Annotated in this window: 15 protein-coding genes and 3 pseudogenes; 7 read left to right on the forward strand and 11 right to left on the reverse strand. The window is 33.2% G+C overall.

The window, feature by feature from the left end; all coding sequences use genetic code 11:
- The 3 pseudogenes from Wcon_RS04730 to Wcon_RS13350 all read right to left on the reverse strand — a co-directional run.
- Window positions 1-848 (reverse strand): annotated as a pseudogene (locus Wcon_RS04730) (IS110 family RNA-guided transposase); the annotation flags it as partial.
- A 400-nt stretch (window positions 849-1248) separates the two neighbouring features.
- Window positions 1249-1968: pseudogene (locus Wcon_RS04735) on the reverse strand (transposase family protein); the annotation flags it as partial.
- Between the two features lie 319 nt (window positions 1969-2287).
- A pseudogene (locus Wcon_RS13350) lies at window positions 2288-3186 on the reverse strand (IS110 family transposase).
- Between the two features lie 691 nt (window positions 3187-3877).
- Between Wcon_RS13350 and Wcon_RS04750 the strand changes: the two are divergent.
- The gene (locus Wcon_RS04750; protein WP_114517402.1) at window positions 3878-4420 is read left to right on the forward strand and encodes a hypothetical protein; all 543 of its coding nucleotides are present in this window, start codon (window positions 3878-3880) and stop codon (window positions 4418-4420) included.
- A 214-nt stretch (window positions 4421-4634) separates the two neighbouring features.
- On the opposite strand, the gene lgt is transcribed toward Wcon_RS04750, so the two are convergent.
- The 3 genes from lgt to Wcon_RS04765 all read right to left on the reverse strand — a co-directional run bounded on the left by lgt (window position 4635) and on the right by Wcon_RS04765 (window position 6861).
- A complete protein-coding gene (gene lgt, locus Wcon_RS04755; RefSeq protein WP_114517403.1) occupies window positions 4635-5426 on the reverse strand; it encodes a prolipoprotein diacylglyceryl transferase in 792 nt (263 codons plus the stop codon).
- Window positions 5427-5432: 6 nt separating this feature from the next.
- A complete protein-coding gene (gene smpB / locus Wcon_RS04760) occupies window positions 5433-5882 on the reverse strand; it encodes an SsrA-binding protein SmpB (protein ID WP_114517404.1) in 450 nt (149 codons plus the stop codon).
- Between the two features lie 64 nt (window positions 5883-5946).
- Window positions 5947-6861, reverse strand: coding sequence for an ankyrin repeat domain-containing protein (locus Wcon_RS04765; RefSeq protein WP_114517405.1), 915 nt, complete (start codon window positions 6859-6861; stop codon window positions 5947-5949).
- Between the two features lie 103 nt (window positions 6862-6964).
- Here Wcon_RS04765 and Wcon_RS04770 point away from each other — a divergent pair, with 103 nt between their 5' ends.
- Complete coding sequence (locus Wcon_RS04770; RefSeq protein WP_114517406.1) at window positions 6965-7486, forward strand: Na+/H+ antiporter subunit E; 522 nt, start codon at window positions 6965-6967, stop codon at window positions 7484-7486.
- On the opposite strand, the gene Wcon_RS04775 is transcribed toward Wcon_RS04770, so the two are convergent.
- Window positions 7479-7895: a hypothetical protein gene (locus Wcon_RS04775; protein ID WP_114517407.1), complete on the reverse strand. Its 417-nt coding sequence runs from the start codon at window positions 7893-7895 to the stop codon at window positions 7479-7481. The genes Wcon_RS04770 and Wcon_RS04775 overlap by 8 nt on opposite strands.
- Window positions 7896-8175: 280 nt before the next feature.
- On the opposite strand from Wcon_RS04775, the gene purN reads away from it, so the two are divergent.
- Window positions 8176-8742 (forward strand): phosphoribosylglycinamide formyltransferase, encoded by a 567-nt coding sequence (purN, locus tag Wcon_RS04780; RefSeq protein WP_047759604.1) that lies wholly within the window; start codon window positions 8176-8178, stop codon window positions 8740-8742.
- Here purN and Wcon_RS04785 read toward each other — a convergent pair.
- The 4 genes from Wcon_RS04785 to ribF are packed head-to-tail and all read right to left on the reverse strand — an operon-like array spanning window position 8736 to window position 12795.
- Window positions 8736-10058, reverse strand: coding sequence for a M16 family metallopeptidase (locus Wcon_RS04785; protein WP_114517408.1), 1323 nt, complete (start codon window positions 10056-10058; stop codon window positions 8736-8738). The genes purN and Wcon_RS04785 overlap by 7 nt on opposite strands.
- Window positions 10045-11385 carry a M16 family metallopeptidase gene (locus tag Wcon_RS04790; RefSeq protein ID WP_114517409.1) on the reverse strand — a complete coding sequence of 447 codons (1341 nt, stop codon included), beginning with the start codon at window positions 11383-11385 and terminating at the stop codon, window positions 10045-10047. The genes Wcon_RS04785 and Wcon_RS04790 overlap by 14 nt, the downstream gene beginning before the upstream one ends.
- A gap of 4 nt (window positions 11386-11389) precedes the next feature.
- Entirely contained in the window at window positions 11390-11866 is a 477-nt protein-coding gene (gene lspA / locus Wcon_RS04795) for a signal peptidase II (RefSeq protein ID WP_114517410.1), read from the reverse strand.
- The gene (gene ribF / locus Wcon_RS04800) at window positions 11863-12795 is read right to left on the reverse strand and encodes a riboflavin biosynthesis protein RibF (RefSeq protein WP_114517411.1); all 933 of its coding nucleotides are present in this window, start codon (window positions 12793-12795) and stop codon (window positions 11863-11865) included. The genes lspA and ribF overlap by 4 nt, the downstream gene beginning before the upstream one ends.
- Window positions 12796-12864: 69 nt before the next feature.
- On the opposite strand from ribF, the gene Wcon_RS04805 reads away from it, so the two are divergent.
- From Wcon_RS04805 to Wcon_RS04820, 4 genes are all read left to right on the forward strand, one after another.
- A complete protein-coding gene (locus Wcon_RS04805) occupies window positions 12865-13221 on the forward strand; it encodes a glutaredoxin (RefSeq protein ID WP_047759608.1) in 357 nt (118 codons plus the stop codon).
- A 96-nt stretch (window positions 13222-13317) separates the two neighbouring features.
- Window positions 13318-14190, forward strand: a complete 873-nt coding sequence (locus Wcon_RS04810; protein WP_114517412.1) for a hypothetical protein — start codon at window positions 13318-13320, stop codon at window positions 14188-14190.
- A gap of 157 nt (window positions 14191-14347) precedes the next feature.
- Entirely contained in the window at window positions 14348-14596 is a 249-nt protein-coding gene (locus Wcon_RS04815) for a DUF4372 domain-containing protein (protein ID WP_114517413.1), read from the forward strand.
- A 47-nt stretch (window positions 14597-14643) separates the two neighbouring features.
- Window positions 14644-15180, forward strand: a complete 537-nt coding sequence (locus Wcon_RS04820) for a transposase (protein WP_147269151.1) — start codon at window positions 14644-14646, stop codon at window positions 15178-15180.
- Window positions 15181-15611 lie beyond the last annotated feature (431 nt).

Here is a 15611-nt window from a genome sequence, read left to right on the forward strand (position 1 = left end):
TATACCAGTTACTCGATATAATTCTTCATGCAAAGCAAAGTTTGGTTTACTTTTTCTATGCTTATTTTTCTCTTCACCTAACTTTTTACTCTCATCAGACTTTGTCTCAAATGTTTTATAATATTCTTCAATGCTCCTGTCACATTCTGCTACTTTTTCCTGATAAATATTATATAGCTCAAATTCTTGCTTTAATGTAAATAGGTGTTCTTTTCTATAGTTTCCTGCTAATGCTTTTGCAATAACAGATTTATCACTTTTTATTCATCCATCTCTTAGTTCAGCCAATTTTTCAGGATTACTCTCACCATCTATTATTGCTTTAATAATTTGCATTCCAGTTACACCAGTTGTATCGCTTATAACTCTATGTAGTTGAATATTCATTTGTGTTAGCGCTTTTTGCATACGCAAAGTATGTGTAGAAGCATTTTCAATTAAATTTTTACGTTGCCGAACATAACTACGCAATACACACATCTGGCCTAAATGACCCTTGGAGTAACCCGTAACTGTGTAGTTGTTGAATCCATTGACAATCTTGCACATCTGATTTTCTCCCAGGTACATTTTTAACATGTTTTGCGTTTACCAGTTTTACTTCAAATCCGTGTGATTCAAGTACTTGAAACAAAGGAATCCACTGTTGACTCCATGGCTACTGTATTCACTTTACATTTTTTCAACCATTTTGCTATGTTGTAGAGATCTTCCGTAAAGCAGCTAAATTTTTGTATACGTTGTTCATCGCTTCCTTCGGGTACACATACATAATGTACAGCCGAGCCAACATCGATTCCTGCTGCATTAGGATTCGTTATCTCTAATTTACTTTTGACCTTTGCCATTTTTAATCTCCATTATATAATAATCCATAGTTGAGAAGTGCTTAAGCTTGGAACGGTTGAGTTATACATTCTTCTAATCGAGGTAGCCCAAAAGGCTCCATCAGTGGTTCGACCGTTCCTCCAAAGCCACGCTATCCTACGGGCACTTAAGGCACCATTGCATAGTTCGGCTATAACTGCAAAAAGCTCTTCTCTACAAAATTATATATAAAATTTGCCATACATTCAGCTAGGAAGTTTCTTTTTGGTTTGACAGGTTTTATCTGTCCGGCGCTATCCTCAGCATGATGCAAACTTTAGTATGGTTATATAAATTAAGCAAGTATCCTTCTGCATTTTCTGTAAAATATTAACTAAAGAAGTTTAGCTAGCACTTAAGTTAATAGACCTCTTTCGAAACTCATTTCACCAGCTCGAAATTGTAAATTCCGGCTATCAGATTAAACCTTAAGCAGAAACGTTTTCTTCGATTTCGATAACGATCTGAGATAATTTTGAATCTTTTCAATAACCCAATCACGTTTTCTACTACCACTCTTTTACTCATAAGATCCCGATTTTCTTTCTTATGTTCTCTGCTTAATGGATTCTTTTTCGTTTTCCTGTATTGCATATGTTCATGAATTTTCTTAAGACCTCTATATCCGCCAGAACCTTAACACACAGTTACTTTTGACTCCTTGAATAACCTAAAATCGTGCTTTCTGCCGCTTGAGAATGATGTACATATTGCTCTGTTTTTCTATAATTAACTGAGTTTTTAATGTATGTTTTTTCTTCTTACCGGAACTTTGCCTTTTTTGGTCTTTCTATAGGTGTTTCTGTGCTATCGAGACCTCATACTCTATGTCTTCTTTTCAATAACTTCTTTCGGCTTGGCAACGCAAAATCTGGGGGCTCTATTAAAGAACCCATTTTACTGTCTTATATGATGTACTTTCACTGATTCCATAGCTTTATGAAAATATGTTCGATATTCACGGAGATATTCTAATATCATAAGCAGCATGCCCTCTTCACTTAGCTTATTTTCCTACCACCTTTAGCCTTTATTGGCTTCTCGTAAAATTTCTACTATTTTATCAAATGTTGCCTTTTTTACTCCTGTTAACCTGCGAAATCATCTAACTCTTTTACTGTTTTGTATTTCACCTTTTCCCTCACTCAAAACACATCATTTTTCTTCGCTTTATCCTAGTTTCGAAAGAGGTCTATTCTATCATTGTATGTTTTTACCCACCTGCTTAGCCGCTAATACCCAAATCTCTTCCTATTTTTGCTGATGATTGACCTGTTTTTTTTCCAGTCTTCATTTTTGCATTCTGCTGTATATTCTCTTCTTTTTGTCATATCACACCTCTTTGAAAAAACTTTTTTTTACTTCAAAAACGTCTTTTCTTCCTCTCTACTTTTTCTGGGTAAGGTCAGTACCTACCGTCTTAAACATCAACATAAAGATGATTATTTTTTATCATGGCATTTAAACACACGATAATTTTTCTCATCACAGCAACTAAAGCAACTTTAGTAGCTTTGCCAGAATCAACTAAACGCTGATAAAGTACCTTCATTTTCTTGTTATGACGAATTGCAACTACAGCACACATGTATAATGCTTTTCGAGCATAAAATCTGCCTCCTATGATTTGAGCTTTGCTTATTTTCCTTCCGCTTTCGTTGGTTTTTGGCAACTAAACAGGCTATTTCCTTATTATCTAAACTACCAAGTTCAGGTACTTCTATGAGTAAGATACTTGCAGTTTTTCGTCCAACTCCTTTATAACTAGTCATAGTATCGCTTTTTTTCTTCAAATTAGCGTCAGAGTTTATTATATCTTCTATGTCTTGCCTAATTTGTTCCAATTGTTTTTTGGTAAATTCTATCTGTTTTTCTATGTATTCTCTGGCTTTTCCTTTAGCATTATGCAAACGACACTTATTTGCGTGAACTTCATCATTTAGATTGCGCTCAACTGCCCTTAGTTCTTTCAATTCCTCATGCTCTTGTGAAACTACACATTCCTTTATCCCGTCATTCTTCGTGATAAACTCAGCATATTTTCTAATAACTTTGCATCCAATTTATCAGTTTTTGCAAAGTGATTACAGGCTTTTGCAAACCCGATTTGGGTGAGCTCTATGAACAACTATGTTATATTCTTGTAATAATTTTATTACAAGCTTTTCGTAACCCCCTGTTTACACATAACTTAACAAATACGTTAGCCATTTTTGACTTTATAAACTCAGATATAGCTGTCTCGACATTTTCTATACGCTGATATTTATTATTGATTGAGATATCAAGTGTTTCTTTTGAAACATCAAAAATACCCATTTTTGTACCTACAAATATAATCAAATAATGCTATACAGGGTTGTTTTTAGATCCCTCTACCGTTCGTATTACATTGTTTTAGGCTAGGAGTGTACTAAGGTACCTACCTAATCAACCCAATTGACAGCTTGCTCATTACAGTCTTGCGACTTTGATTTCATATACAACCCTGATAAGTTTATGATTAAATCTACGTAAGTTATATGACGTTTTTTTGGGTAGTAGTTTTTCAGCTTTATTTATCAAATTAACATGTACTTCCTTAAAGTAATTGGTATTTATAGTTCTTAACCTTTTTCACTGTTTGTTTTTATCATCATTCTTATCTATCACACACCGATTTACTACCATTTCTAGCGTCCTAAGACTTGTTTTCTGCCCCATTAATATCAACTTCATTAGACCCTTGAATATAATCTTGCCCAATAGTTTAGTTATCTACCTCATTTAATTTTCCCAATCTTTCTAGATCCTCATCTTTAATTAATTTCAGTATTCCTTCTATTTGATCCATTATTACCTCCATTTTTCTGTAATAATAGCTCTTTATGTCCTTTTATCACCACTTTCAACACTCATGAATACGGATGTCACAATCCTATCAATATGCTCCCTAGATACTTGCTATCAAAAAGGTTTTCTGGTTGATTAATGTAATTAAATGCGGTATAAAGGTTTTGAGGGTTAGGTAATGGATTACATAGACGATGCTGCTGGTAGCTACACTACCATTCATGATTTTTTTCAAAACAATGGTATTGGAGATTACAAAGTTCAATGCAGTTATGGTGGTGTACCCTACGCTACTGACGAATACGTACATTCTGGAGATAAATTTTGGAGCAATAATTTTATAGATTCACATTTTGGAAGGGGAATAAAAATGTATCCTCAAAGTGAGCTTTTAGCTAAAGAATATACTGGAAATACGCTACCGATTTCAATATCACTAGACAAGGATCTAATAAAAATAAAGGAATGTCAAAAAAAAATGAAATTTGTGGCACTAAAAGGGGAATTAGGTGATATAGTATATGAAAAGCAAAAGCATATAAAGTGCTACACGACAAAGTTATCATATGACGATGTTTCTGTTTATAATAAAAACAAAGTTTCAATACTGAATATTAGATATGATGTGCCAAACGATCCAAAATACAGTTTAAACATAGCATTCACAAAGGTTAATGATAATCAACCAAGGTTCTGGCAAAAATTTAAAAATATGTTTTAACAGAGTAGCTTCTCAATCAAGAAGGTTCTAAGGGAAAATGAGTATCTGCTTAATAATGAATTTGGTCAGTAGCTACTAAGTTTTTCTCATAGCTGTTCAACAAAAGTTTGCTGGTCTTACATTTATTCTCTGCAACACGAAAAATTTGTACAGTTGTACATGCTATGGAGTAGATAGACTCCTACTATATTTCTCTACTCAACTTACCTTTTCTCTATTGAACAGATTTCGTATTAAATCTTAAGTTCAACGCACCTAAATATATAAGCATTCCCAGCAAAATCATAGGTATAGAAAGAAATTGTCCCATAGTTAAATTGAACCATAAATAGCCAATTTGATAGTCTGGCTCGCGGAAAAATTCAACCACAAAACGTGCTATTCCATACCACATAACTGCAATACCAGTTGTTGCACCGTAATACAGTTTCACTCTAGTCAAGAAAAACAGTGAATTTGCAACTACAAAAAGTAGCGCTCCTTCAAAAAATGCCTCATAAAGTTGGCTTGGATGGCGCAATAAATTATCACCATTTTCTGGAAATACCATACCCCACGGCATATTTGTAACCCTGCCAAATAACTCTCCATTTATAAAATTACCTATGCGGCCTAGAAGTAAACCTATCGGAACTCCACAAGAAATTAGATCCAGTGTGTAAAATATAGGAATGTTATGTCTTCTACAGGAGATTATTACTGCAAGCAAAACTCCTATAGCACCGCCATGAAATGACATACCTCCTTCCCAGGTCTTTAGTATTTCGATAGGATTGCTTATATAGAGAACTGGATCATATATCAATACGTACCCAAGCCTACCTCCAAGGATAATGCCTATAATAACGGCTGTTAATAACGAATCGTAAAAATTCTTAGTAAATATTTTTTGATTGTCTAGCTTATGTAAATACCAATATGCAAAAACTATACCCAAAACATATGCTAAAGAGTACCAATATATAGAAACAGGACCGATGCTAAAAATAACTGGACTTAAAGACATATTTTACTACAAATTATTCTTAGACAATCTACTTTTCTCACGTTCCCACTCTCTCTGCTTTATGGTTGCTCTCTTATCGTAGAGTTTTTTTCCTTTCACAATAGCAATTTTAGTTTTTGCCAACCCTTTATCATTAAAATAGATAGAAAGTGGCACAACAGTTATTCCAGAGGTTTTGATTTGACCAATTAGCTTATTTATCTCTTTTTTATGCAAAAGCAATTTACGTTCTCTTTTCGGCTTATGATTCTTTTGGTTTGCAGCTTTATACTCTGCAATATGCATATTGTATAACCATATTTCACCATTTTTTTCAGTAACGTAAGCATCAGAAATATTTGCTTTTCTCTCTCTTAGTGATTTCACTTCACTACTTAACAAAATCATACCTGCTTCAAATTCTTCTAAGATAAAATATTCAAACCTTGCTTTCCTATTTTCTGCAATAACTTCCATATCTAAAGATATCTTTAAGCTTCAATATATTACAGAATTTTTGGTTTAATTCATAACAAAACGATTATTTCAAAAATGCAGGTGTGGTTTTCAATCTTTTCACATGTGTAATCTGCTCTACTTTCTCTACCTCCATTTTAGTCCCACTGCTTGACGAAAAGCTCGTTACATCCTTACAATCCCATTCAAAAGCAAAGTTTAAAGGAGCATATACGTTATTGTTCTGCTTACTAACATATGCCCCACTTCTAATTAAAATATCTCTTATTTCATGATCGATAGCAAAATCTAAAGGAGTACGTCCACAACTATCCCACACATCAACACATGCTCCATGCTCAATCAGAGTTCTTACTACATTTTCATTGCCATCTCTAGTAGCAAAATGTAAGGGAGTACTTCTATCATTATCCCACGCATCAACATATGCTCCGTGTTCAATTAGAGTTTCTACTATATTTTCATTACCACCTTCAGCAGCAAAATGTAAAGGTGTATGTCTATCATTGTTCTGCACGTTAACATCTGCTCCACATGCAATTAGAGCTCTTACTACACTTTCATTACCACCTTCAGCAGCAAAATGTAAAGGTGTACATACATCATTGTCCCACGCATTAACATTTGCTCCATTTTCAATTAAAATATCTACTATGCCTTTATGGTCCCATTCAGCAGCAAAATGTAAAGGAGTGCATCCATCGCTGTTCCATGCATCAACATATGCTCCATATTCAATTAGAGCTCTTACTATGTTCTCATAACCACTCTTAGCAGCAAAATGCAACAATGTAGTTTCTACAGGATCTAGATCACTATGTGTAGTAAATACATGATTTATATTAAATCCACTATTCTCCCATCTCCATAAATCACTTCTTTCTAATTTTGTTTTTATTCTTTCAACTATGTTGTTCTTATTTAAACCTGAAGTATCATTTACTTCTGCAAGCATTTTTATGAAATCATCAAGCGTCATAACTTCCCCACTTTATTAAAATAACCTGGTTATCATGATCTTTGATACAAAGATCAAGAACTTTTTATTTTCCTAAAAAATAATTTAAGTTATACTCCAAACCATGAAAGTCAGGCAAAATATTAAGTTTTTTTCTCTATCATTTGTGATTTTGTTTTCTCTATGGATTATATTATCTGGTTATTTTGAGCCATTTTTTATTTTTTGTGGAGTGTGTTCCTCTGTATTCACATTGCTTGTCTTTAGAAGATTAGTGAACGCTGAAAGCACTCTTAATCAAATTCTAAATGATAGTAGTAGACTGTCGTTTTACCAGCTTGTAAGTTATATACCTTGGCTAATGTACCAAATTATTTTGTCAAGTATTTATGTAACAAAAAAGGTGCTACGATTCAAATCTACAGTTGAGCCAATTGTTATTGTAAGAAGATGCACAGGACATAATAATAAGACCATTGCATTATTTGCTAACTCGGTCACGATTACCCCTGGGACTTTAACTATCAATGTTGAAAAGAAGCAGAAAACATATTTATCTACCATATGTTTGATAGATAAAGATCTTGAAAGTGGCATTTCTGAAATAGAAAGTAAAGTCTTAAAAATGCTACATCTAGTTAAGTAATTGCTTTAAATAAGTTAACAGCGTCCCTATATTCTCTTGTTAGGCTTTCAAGCATTTCTTTTGGAAGGCTATCACCAACAGTAGAACATAAATAATTGTACAAATCTTCTAGCCTTGATATGTTATTTTTCTTCTTGCTGTTGAATTTATGTGGAAAAATACCCTCCATGATTTCAATATTAACAACCTTATTTAAAAATGCATTTTCACTTGTTATGCTTATTCTTGTAAGTATAGTGTTAATTTCAGGTTCATTACTCGTATAAATATCTGATAATTGCACCATCTTAATGACATATAAAGTTACTATTTTTGACAAACAATTATCAGAATATTCACAATTTTTTATTATCTCCCACTGAGTAACCTGAGATTTGCTTGTTTTTGCATTATTTGGTAACTTATTCATTGAATTTTCTCCATTTAATTCAGTGTAGTAATTATACTAATACTTTGTTAAATAAATAATAACGCAACCATAAAAATATGCATTTATTTACCATAAATCGCATAATATTCCTAAAATTAAACGTTAAAGTTACTCCAAACTAAATGATTTCTTTAATTCCATGTTATCCAGCAGTGTAAAATGATAGTTATTGCTATACAATAGTATTTACTCTAAAATAAAGCTTCCTTTTGAGCTGTTTTGTTAATATTAAATTTCACACTAAATTAACTATGCTACAATGAAAAAAATAAAGCTCGGAGTACTCATTTCAGGCAGAGGATCAAACATGCAGGCTTTGATAGAAGCATGTCATGATCAGAATTTTCCCGCAGAAACTGTATGTATTATCACAAATAACAGTGAAGCTGAAGGCCTTAAAATAGCAGAGCAAGTAGGAGTTCCAGCGTTTGTTGTTGAGGATAAGCCACTTGATACTGATAAAATTCATGAAATACTTGTTCAACATAAGGTTGATTTAATTTGCCTTGCAGGGTTTATGAGAATTCTAAAGGCTAATTTCCTGAATAAATGGCATAACAAAGCTATAAATATTCATCCCTCTTTACTTCCATCCTTTAAGGGCCTAAATGCCCAGGAGCAAGCTCTGAAAGCAGGTGTAAAAATTACAGGTTGTACTGTACATTATGTCACTCCTGAAGTTGATGCTGGAGCCATAATCGCTCAAGCTACTGTGCCAGTGCTACCAAATGATGATGTTCAAAGCCTCTCAGAGCGCATCCTAGCTGAAGAGCATAAGTGTTATGTGGAAGCAGTAAGATCAATAGCAGAAGGTATTAATTATTGACCTTGAGCGTTTCTTCCAACTTCAACAAAGAATAAATTTTCAGGATTTAGTAAAGAACTTGCCAATTTGTTTACTTCCTCCAATTTAATATTATTAATGATATTCGTATAATTATTTATACTGTTAACATCACGATCGTCTATCTGCATACTATCCAGCAACATTGCTGTATTCGCATTATTGGATAGGAAAGAGAAGGTAAGGTTATTTACTAAACTGGTTTTTGCGTCCTTGAATAATTGTTCGTCAATTCCTCCCTTTTTTATTCTGCTAAATGTATCTTTTACTGCTGATATAGCTTTGCCAGCAGTAGAATTATCAGTACTTATAAATCCAGATATAACATTTCCATGTTTATTTGTAATATTACTTGCACTAACACCATAAGTAATACCTAGATTTTGCCTCAATTCCTTCATTAATATTGAATTCAGCCCCATACCACCAAGCGCATCAACCAAAACTTGAGCATTATAGTAGTCTGGATCTTCATAAGCTATACCATTTTGAGCAAAAAGTATTATGCTTTGTGGTATATCCATAAAAATGTTCTTACTTTCTGCAGGACCAAAATCATTTTTTACAGGTATTTTTCTAACTTTTGACCTTTTTGATGGTAATCTAGATAAATATTCATCGATCAGTGTACTAACTTCTTCTTTTTTTGCACAACCAACAACACTTATAACTATATTATCCTTGGTAAGATTACGCTTTATGTATGTTAAAATGTCATCTCTAGTAATGCTCATTACAGTTTCAAGAGTCCCATACGCACTTCTTGAGTAAGGATGTTTTTTAAATAACAACGTATCCAACTCTTTTGCAGCAATAAAATAAGGATCTTTTTCAAAGTTATTAAAGTTTACTTTGGCTTTTTCAAAAACTCTATTCAATCCTTCAGAATCAACTTTAGGGCGCATTATAGCATCACTCAGTAGTGAAATTGCATCCTCTAGATTCTCAGATAAAGTATTTAACGAAACCCTAAATGCTTCTAAGCCAGCGTTAAAACTTAGATTTATTCCTTTATCCTCAAGCTTTTTCGAAAAATCTTTGGCATCATTTTTTCCTGCCCCTTCTTGAATTACAAGAGAAGTAAACCAAGTAAGCCCCTGCTTTTTTGCATTTTCATACACATAACCTGCATCTTTGAACGATATATTGAGTGAAACTTTTGGTAGATCATGGTTTTCAACAAATAAAAACTTAAGTCCTTTATTAGTAGTAACCTCCTCTATATTTAGGTGACCGCTTGCTTGCAAATTAAAGCCTAGACAGAAAAAAAATAGAAATACATATTTACTTATCTTCATTATTACCTCCTTTTGGTAGCAAACGACCGACTAATTTATTAGTAGAAAAGATAGCGTGAATTTTGTTGTTTACATCCTCTAGGTTGACATAATTAATTTTGCTATATGAAATGTCTATTTCATCAAGTGGAATACCTAGTGCTAGACGTGGTATGTAAAACATTGCTATATTAGTTAAATCAGATAGTTTATCAAATTGTGCTGCTTTGTATTTAGACTTTGTACTTTGCAATTCTTCACTTGTTATTCCTCCAGAGGTAAAGTGATGAATAGAATTGTCTAACTCTCTTGCAACAGTATCCAAATTCACTCCGCTTTTTGGAGTTACACAAATCTCAATGTAGCCATTACTAAAAGCTAAACTGTTATAATAAGCAAATACTTCCACTGCTACATTCTTATCTAGAACTAAATCTTTATATAGCTTGCTAGACTTGCCATTCCCCAAAACATCAACTGCCAAATCAACAGGAAAAGTTTCACTTATACGTTCAAACAAAGGAACACGATAGCGAAAGTATAAAACTGGCTCCTTTACTTCAGTGCTTTCCAAAGTTACCGATATATCTGCATTATGTACTGGATCTTGGTTTGGATAATGCCTAACCACAGGCTTAGCTTTAATTTCGCCATATTTTTCTTCCGCTAATTTCATTACCTCATCAAATTCCACATCGCCAACAATGATCAGTATAGCATTACCTGAATGATAATAGTTATCATGAAACCTCGTTATGTCATCCTGATTGTAAGTTTTAATATTGCTTTCCCAACCAATAACAGATCTGCCATAACCATTACGATAAAATGCACTGTTCATTTTCTCCCATAATAAAGCTTCAGGATTATTATCAAATCTCATCTTCCTTTCTTCTAATACGATATTTTTTTCTCTATCTATTTTGTCTTGAGTAACATCAAAATTACCCATTCTATCTGCCTCAATTTCCATTGCTAGTGGTAAATCTTTTTTGAGAACTAATTCGTAGTAGCAGGTATATTCTTTAGTGGTAAACGCATTAAACTGGGCACCAATACTACCCAAAGTAGATTCTATGTCTTTAAATTTTCCTGTAGTTTCAAACATTAAGTGTTCAAAGTAGTGAGACAATCCTGCTTTGCCAATTGGGTCATCCATTCCCCCAACTTTATATATTACTGCATGAAAAACAGCTGGAATCCGATGATTAGGAACAACATAGACATCTAGTCCATTACTGAGCTTAGCATGCTTTATGCTGTGCTTTACGCTTTCAGCTTCCAAAGAAATCGGACAAATGAAAAAAAACACAGGTAGTATAAAAAAACTAAAGAATTTGCGAAGCATTATTTCATTCCTCATTTTGCTTAGAGATAGACCTATCGTATATATACCACTTATATAACAATGTACACATTCCACAAACTATAGATAGATCCGCTAAATTAAAGGCTGGCCAATACCAATCATTGATATGAAAATATATGAAATCATATACAGCTCCCCAATAGATTCTGTCAATTACATTTCCGATCGCTCCACCAATCATCAGAGAAAAACCAAGGTAAATTAACTTATCATTAGATTTGTATATCAAGTATGCAAGTATACCAATTATTAATATTGAACATGCCGAAAAAAAGAAGCTGCCATGCGGCAGAGCACTACACATTCCAAAACTAATCCCTGAATTCCAAACTTCAACTAATTTCATAAAACTAGTAACCTCGATTGACTCCCCCTCATCAATCAATGAGTTTATATACAATTTACTCATTTGATCAAATAATACTATAATCAATATAATAATTAAACATATCCTCTTCATAAGTTTATCTTTAACTGGTAAGCTTTTAGTATATCACGATCTATCTGTTTTGTTAACTCGTTAATACTATGGAATTTTTTTTCTGGCCTAATAAATTTTAAAAGTTGTATATCAACCTTTAAATTGTATACATTTTCATTGAAGTCAAATATGTGCATTTCTACTATAGGTTTTTTTAAGTCCTTAAATGTAGGTCTCATACCAATGTTGACTACTCCATATAGCCAATTTGCACTATTTTCAAAAAGTGCCACTTTAGCGTAATATGTACCAAACTTAGGTTTTATCATGTAATCTTCTAACGGAATGTTTATGGTTGGAAATCCTATTTCTCTACCTCTACACGCACCTTTTGTCACAACACCAGAGACTTGATAAAGCCTGCCGAGCAACTTATTAGCAACTTCTATTTCACCCTTTTGTAAATGCTCTCTGATTGAAGAAGAAGAGCAAATTTCTCCATCAACTATCAATGGCTCTAATTTAGTTAAAGAGTATCCATACGTTTCAGAATATTTCTCCAGAGTTAATATGCTACCTAGTCGTTTATGACCAAAAGTACAACTCTCTCCAACAGTTATGTGTTTAGCACCATACCTATCTACTAGAATCTTACTAATAAAGTCATCGCAGCTTACTTGAGCAAAACCTTCATTGAAATTGATAATATATAAGTAATCTATGCCATGGCTGCAGATTAGTTCCTTTTTTTGTTCTTGATCTATCAATCTAAAATTGTTTCTGCTAGATAAGACAGTCGATGGATGGGGCTCAAAAGTTAAAACTGCGGAAGGTAATCCTTTTTCCTGCGCTATCTTCTTTAGAGTAGAAATCGCGAATTTATGCCCTAAATGAACGCCATCGAAATTTCCGAAAATTAGTGCTACATTATCTTCTATCCTTTGCTCACAATTATAAATAACTTTCATACAATTTGATATTTTATAAATATTTCTTATATATAATAACTATATTTTAGTAAGCCACGGAGATAAATTGTGAAAAATGTTGTGATATATGTAAAGAAGGGCTGTCCATACTGCATAAGGGCAAAGGATTTATTAGATAAAAAAGGTGTGGAATATGAAGAAATCGATGTGCTCAAAAACTCAGATCTATTTAACGACATAAAATCAAAGTATAACGTTAGAACAGTTCCACAGATCTTTATTACTGATGACAATGGAAATTATATTCACCATATTGCAGGAAGCGACAAATTGATGGATCTTGAAAAAGAAGGAAAGTTGGATGATATGTTAAATAACAATGAAGATAGCATTGATGCAACAGCTTACACAAGCAGCAGTAATGAACATGAGGTATGTGTTATATCACATGATGATTTTATGTGATTTTTTTGCCTTACCGTTGCTGGCATGTCCACTTTAAACAATTTTTAATTAATTAAAAATACAATTCATCTAGTGAGTTTTTTTAGTGGGAAAGAAATGATAAAAAATATTACAATTATTAGCAAAAACTTAATTAATATTGAATTAATTAACAAACAAGATTTAGAGAATTTCATCAAGATTTTCACAGTCCTTGATAAACATATAGCAGCTAGAACGCTTTTTACAGAAGAAGTGAGAATAGAGTATAAACAACACAATCGCATAGAAGTTGTTGAATTGATAAAAGATACAGGTTTTACATATCGTGATGTTGAAAATGTGCTATATCACCTGAGTAAGCATGGAATGAAGGTACCAAACAGCGTCATAGCAAATACCTTTTTTTCTGCATATAATCATGCACTTGAGTTTAAGGATATAGCATTTTCTTTTTCTGAAGGATTTCCGCAATTTAATATCAGAGTAAACAAGAATACCTTTATAATGACTCCTATGAGTGAAGAGAATCTGGAATTAAATTCACAAAACAGCAAAATGCTTATAGAATCATTAAAGAGCGAAAAAAGCATTTATGACTGCATAGTGGAAGAAAATATCATCAAAGTTATAGTGCATTCTGAAATACACCAGGCTATAAACTCGATTACAGAATCACTGATAAAGTCTTGCCTTTTAGCAAGAGAGGAAAAAGAAAAATTCAAAGAGAAATTGAGACAACTTGCTTTTAAAGATCAAGCTTTCGTTGAGTATTCTAGCATCAAAACTATCCATAGATATCCGAATAACCATCCTCTAAAAAAGCATGAAAGTGTTATTAAAGATATAGAAGATATTTTATGTGATTTTATAATAAATGAGAATAGCGAGTTTACTATAGAGCAATTAAATAGGCTGGGCTCAGAAGTTTCTCCAAATATTCCAAAAATTATCACTAAAACTATAGATAAACTTGTTAAGTTTCACTAAAATGTTATTAGAATGGCTTTAGCCAATGTCTACATATATCTGTTTTTTTACTGGTTGAGTAGAGCCTTTGAGCTGCTTTCTGTCATCCCAGTGTCACGCACACAGCTGTACGAACATTGAAAAAGTAGTAGAATATTGTGGAAATTTGGGATATGTGATGTTCTACTACAAAGAAATAATATCAAAATTGCCTAGAAAAGAGCTAGAGAAAATAGGTGAGGCAGTTGGTGTTGATTATAGGGTTAGCAAGCTGACTGGAGAAAACGTTTTCAATTTGTTGCTCTATAGCATACTGGAGAAAAATGAGCTGAGTTTGAGGACAATCGAGGAAAATTATCATAGAATGTTCAATATAGATACTCGCCATTCATCGGTAGCAAGCCGCTTAACCTGTCAAGTATTTTGAGAAGATTTTTTCGTTCGTGTTGCAGAGTTCCGGAAAATCAACGAAAGTTGCTGATAACTACACTTCAGCTATCAAGTAAATTACTACATCTTGGTATTCCCTGCAGAAACGCAAAATATTGTGAGAAAAATATGATAAAATGCACTATTTCAACAGATGGAAGATTCGCAAAATTGCTTAATTTATGTACTCAGGCAGAAGGATTTTCGGATCATAAATCGTTCCGGGAAATGATTTTAAATCATGGTCAAGAGTCAATTTGTATATTCGACCGTGGGCTACAAAAACGTGCAGCTTTTGAAGAATTTTTAAAAAAAGATATACATTTTGTCACTCGTGGCAACGACAATATTCGTTATAAAATAGTTCGTATTCACACAAAAATTGCAGGTATACAAACAGAAACGCTCGAACTGATAGAAGATATGGTAGTCCAGTTAGGGCAAGATGGTTCAAGATTTTTGTCGTTTGAAATCAGGCTCATTAAAGCAAAAAACCAAGAAAGTGGTGAGATTCTCACATTTTTAACCAATATTTACGAAATGTCTGCTGAAGAGATTTGCACTCTTTACAAAAAGCGCTGATCGATAGAAATTTTTTTTAGATTGATCAAGCAGGAGCTCAATGCAAAACATTTTCTCGGGTATAGTAAAAATACAATTTTGGTCACGTTGTACATGATTCTCATTGCCTCTGTTCTATTAACGGAATACAGGAAACGCAGCGAAATCAAGAGTTACAAGTTTACAAGGAGAGCTTTTATGAACGAACTTAGACTCGAAATCTGTCATTGAATATTGCGGTGGTGATTCAGAAAAAGTCTACGATTATTACCTTTCTTCTTTTCCATAAGCAATGTTCGTACAGCTGTGTGCTTGACACTGGCATGACAACTTGTTAATATAAACCTTCTGGATTCCAGTGTCACGCACTGGAATGACAACTTGTTAATATAAACTTTCTAGATTCTAGTGTCACGCGCTGATCGAAAGGGCTGCTTGCATAACACCCCCTT

Source organism: Wolbachia endosymbiont of Cylisticus convexus, from assembly GCF_003344345.1.

Bases quoted from the DNA above. Each gene is read 5' to 3' on its own strand.
- ribF (WP_114517411.1), bottom strand. From the start codon at position 12,795: ATGAAAGTTATTTATAATTGTGAGCAAAGGATAGAAGATAATGTAGCA.
- Wcon_RS04770 (WP_114517406.1), top strand. From the start codon at position 6,965: ATGAAAGTCAGGCAAAATATTAAGTTTTTTTCTCTATCATTTGTGATT.
- Wcon_RS04815 (WP_114517413.1), top strand. From the start codon at position 14,348: ATGTTCTACTACAAAGAAATAATATCAAAATTGCCTAGAAAAGAGCTA.
- Wcon_RS04750 (WP_114517402.1), top strand. From the start codon at position 3,878: ATGGATTACATAGACGATGCTGCTGGTAGCTACACTACCATTCATGAT.
- Wcon_RS04765 (WP_114517405.1), bottom strand. From the start codon at position 6,861: ATGACGCTTGATGATTTCATAAAAATGCTTGCAGAAGTAAATGATACT.
- Wcon_RS04775 (WP_114517407.1), bottom strand. From the start codon at position 7,895: ATGAATAAGTTACCAAATAATGCAAAAACAAGCAAATCTCAGGTTACT.
- Wcon_RS04810 (WP_114517412.1), top strand. From the start codon at position 13,318: ATGATAAAAAATATTACAATTATTAGCAAAAACTTAATTAATATTGAA.
- Wcon_RS04790 (WP_114517409.1), bottom strand. From the start codon at position 11,385: ATGCTTCGCAAATTCTTTAGTTTTTTTATACTACCTGTGTTTTTTTTC.
- lgt (WP_114517403.1), bottom strand. From the start codon at position 5,426: ATGTCTTTAAGTCCAGTTATTTTTAGCATCGGTCCTGTTTCTATATAT.
- lspA (WP_114517410.1), bottom strand. From the start codon at position 11,866: ATGAAGAGGATATGTTTAATTATTATATTGATTATAGTATTATTTGAT.
- purN (WP_047759604.1), top strand. From the start codon at position 8,176: ATGAAAAAAATAAAGCTCGGAGTACTCATTTCAGGCAGAGGATCAAAC.
- Wcon_RS04785 (WP_114517408.1), bottom strand. From the start codon at position 10,058: ATGAAGATAAGTAAATATGTATTTCTATTTTTTTTCTGTCTAGGCTTT.
- smpB (WP_114517404.1), bottom strand. From the start codon at position 5,882: ATGGAAGTTATTGCAGAAAATAGGAAAGCAAGGTTTGAATATTTTATC.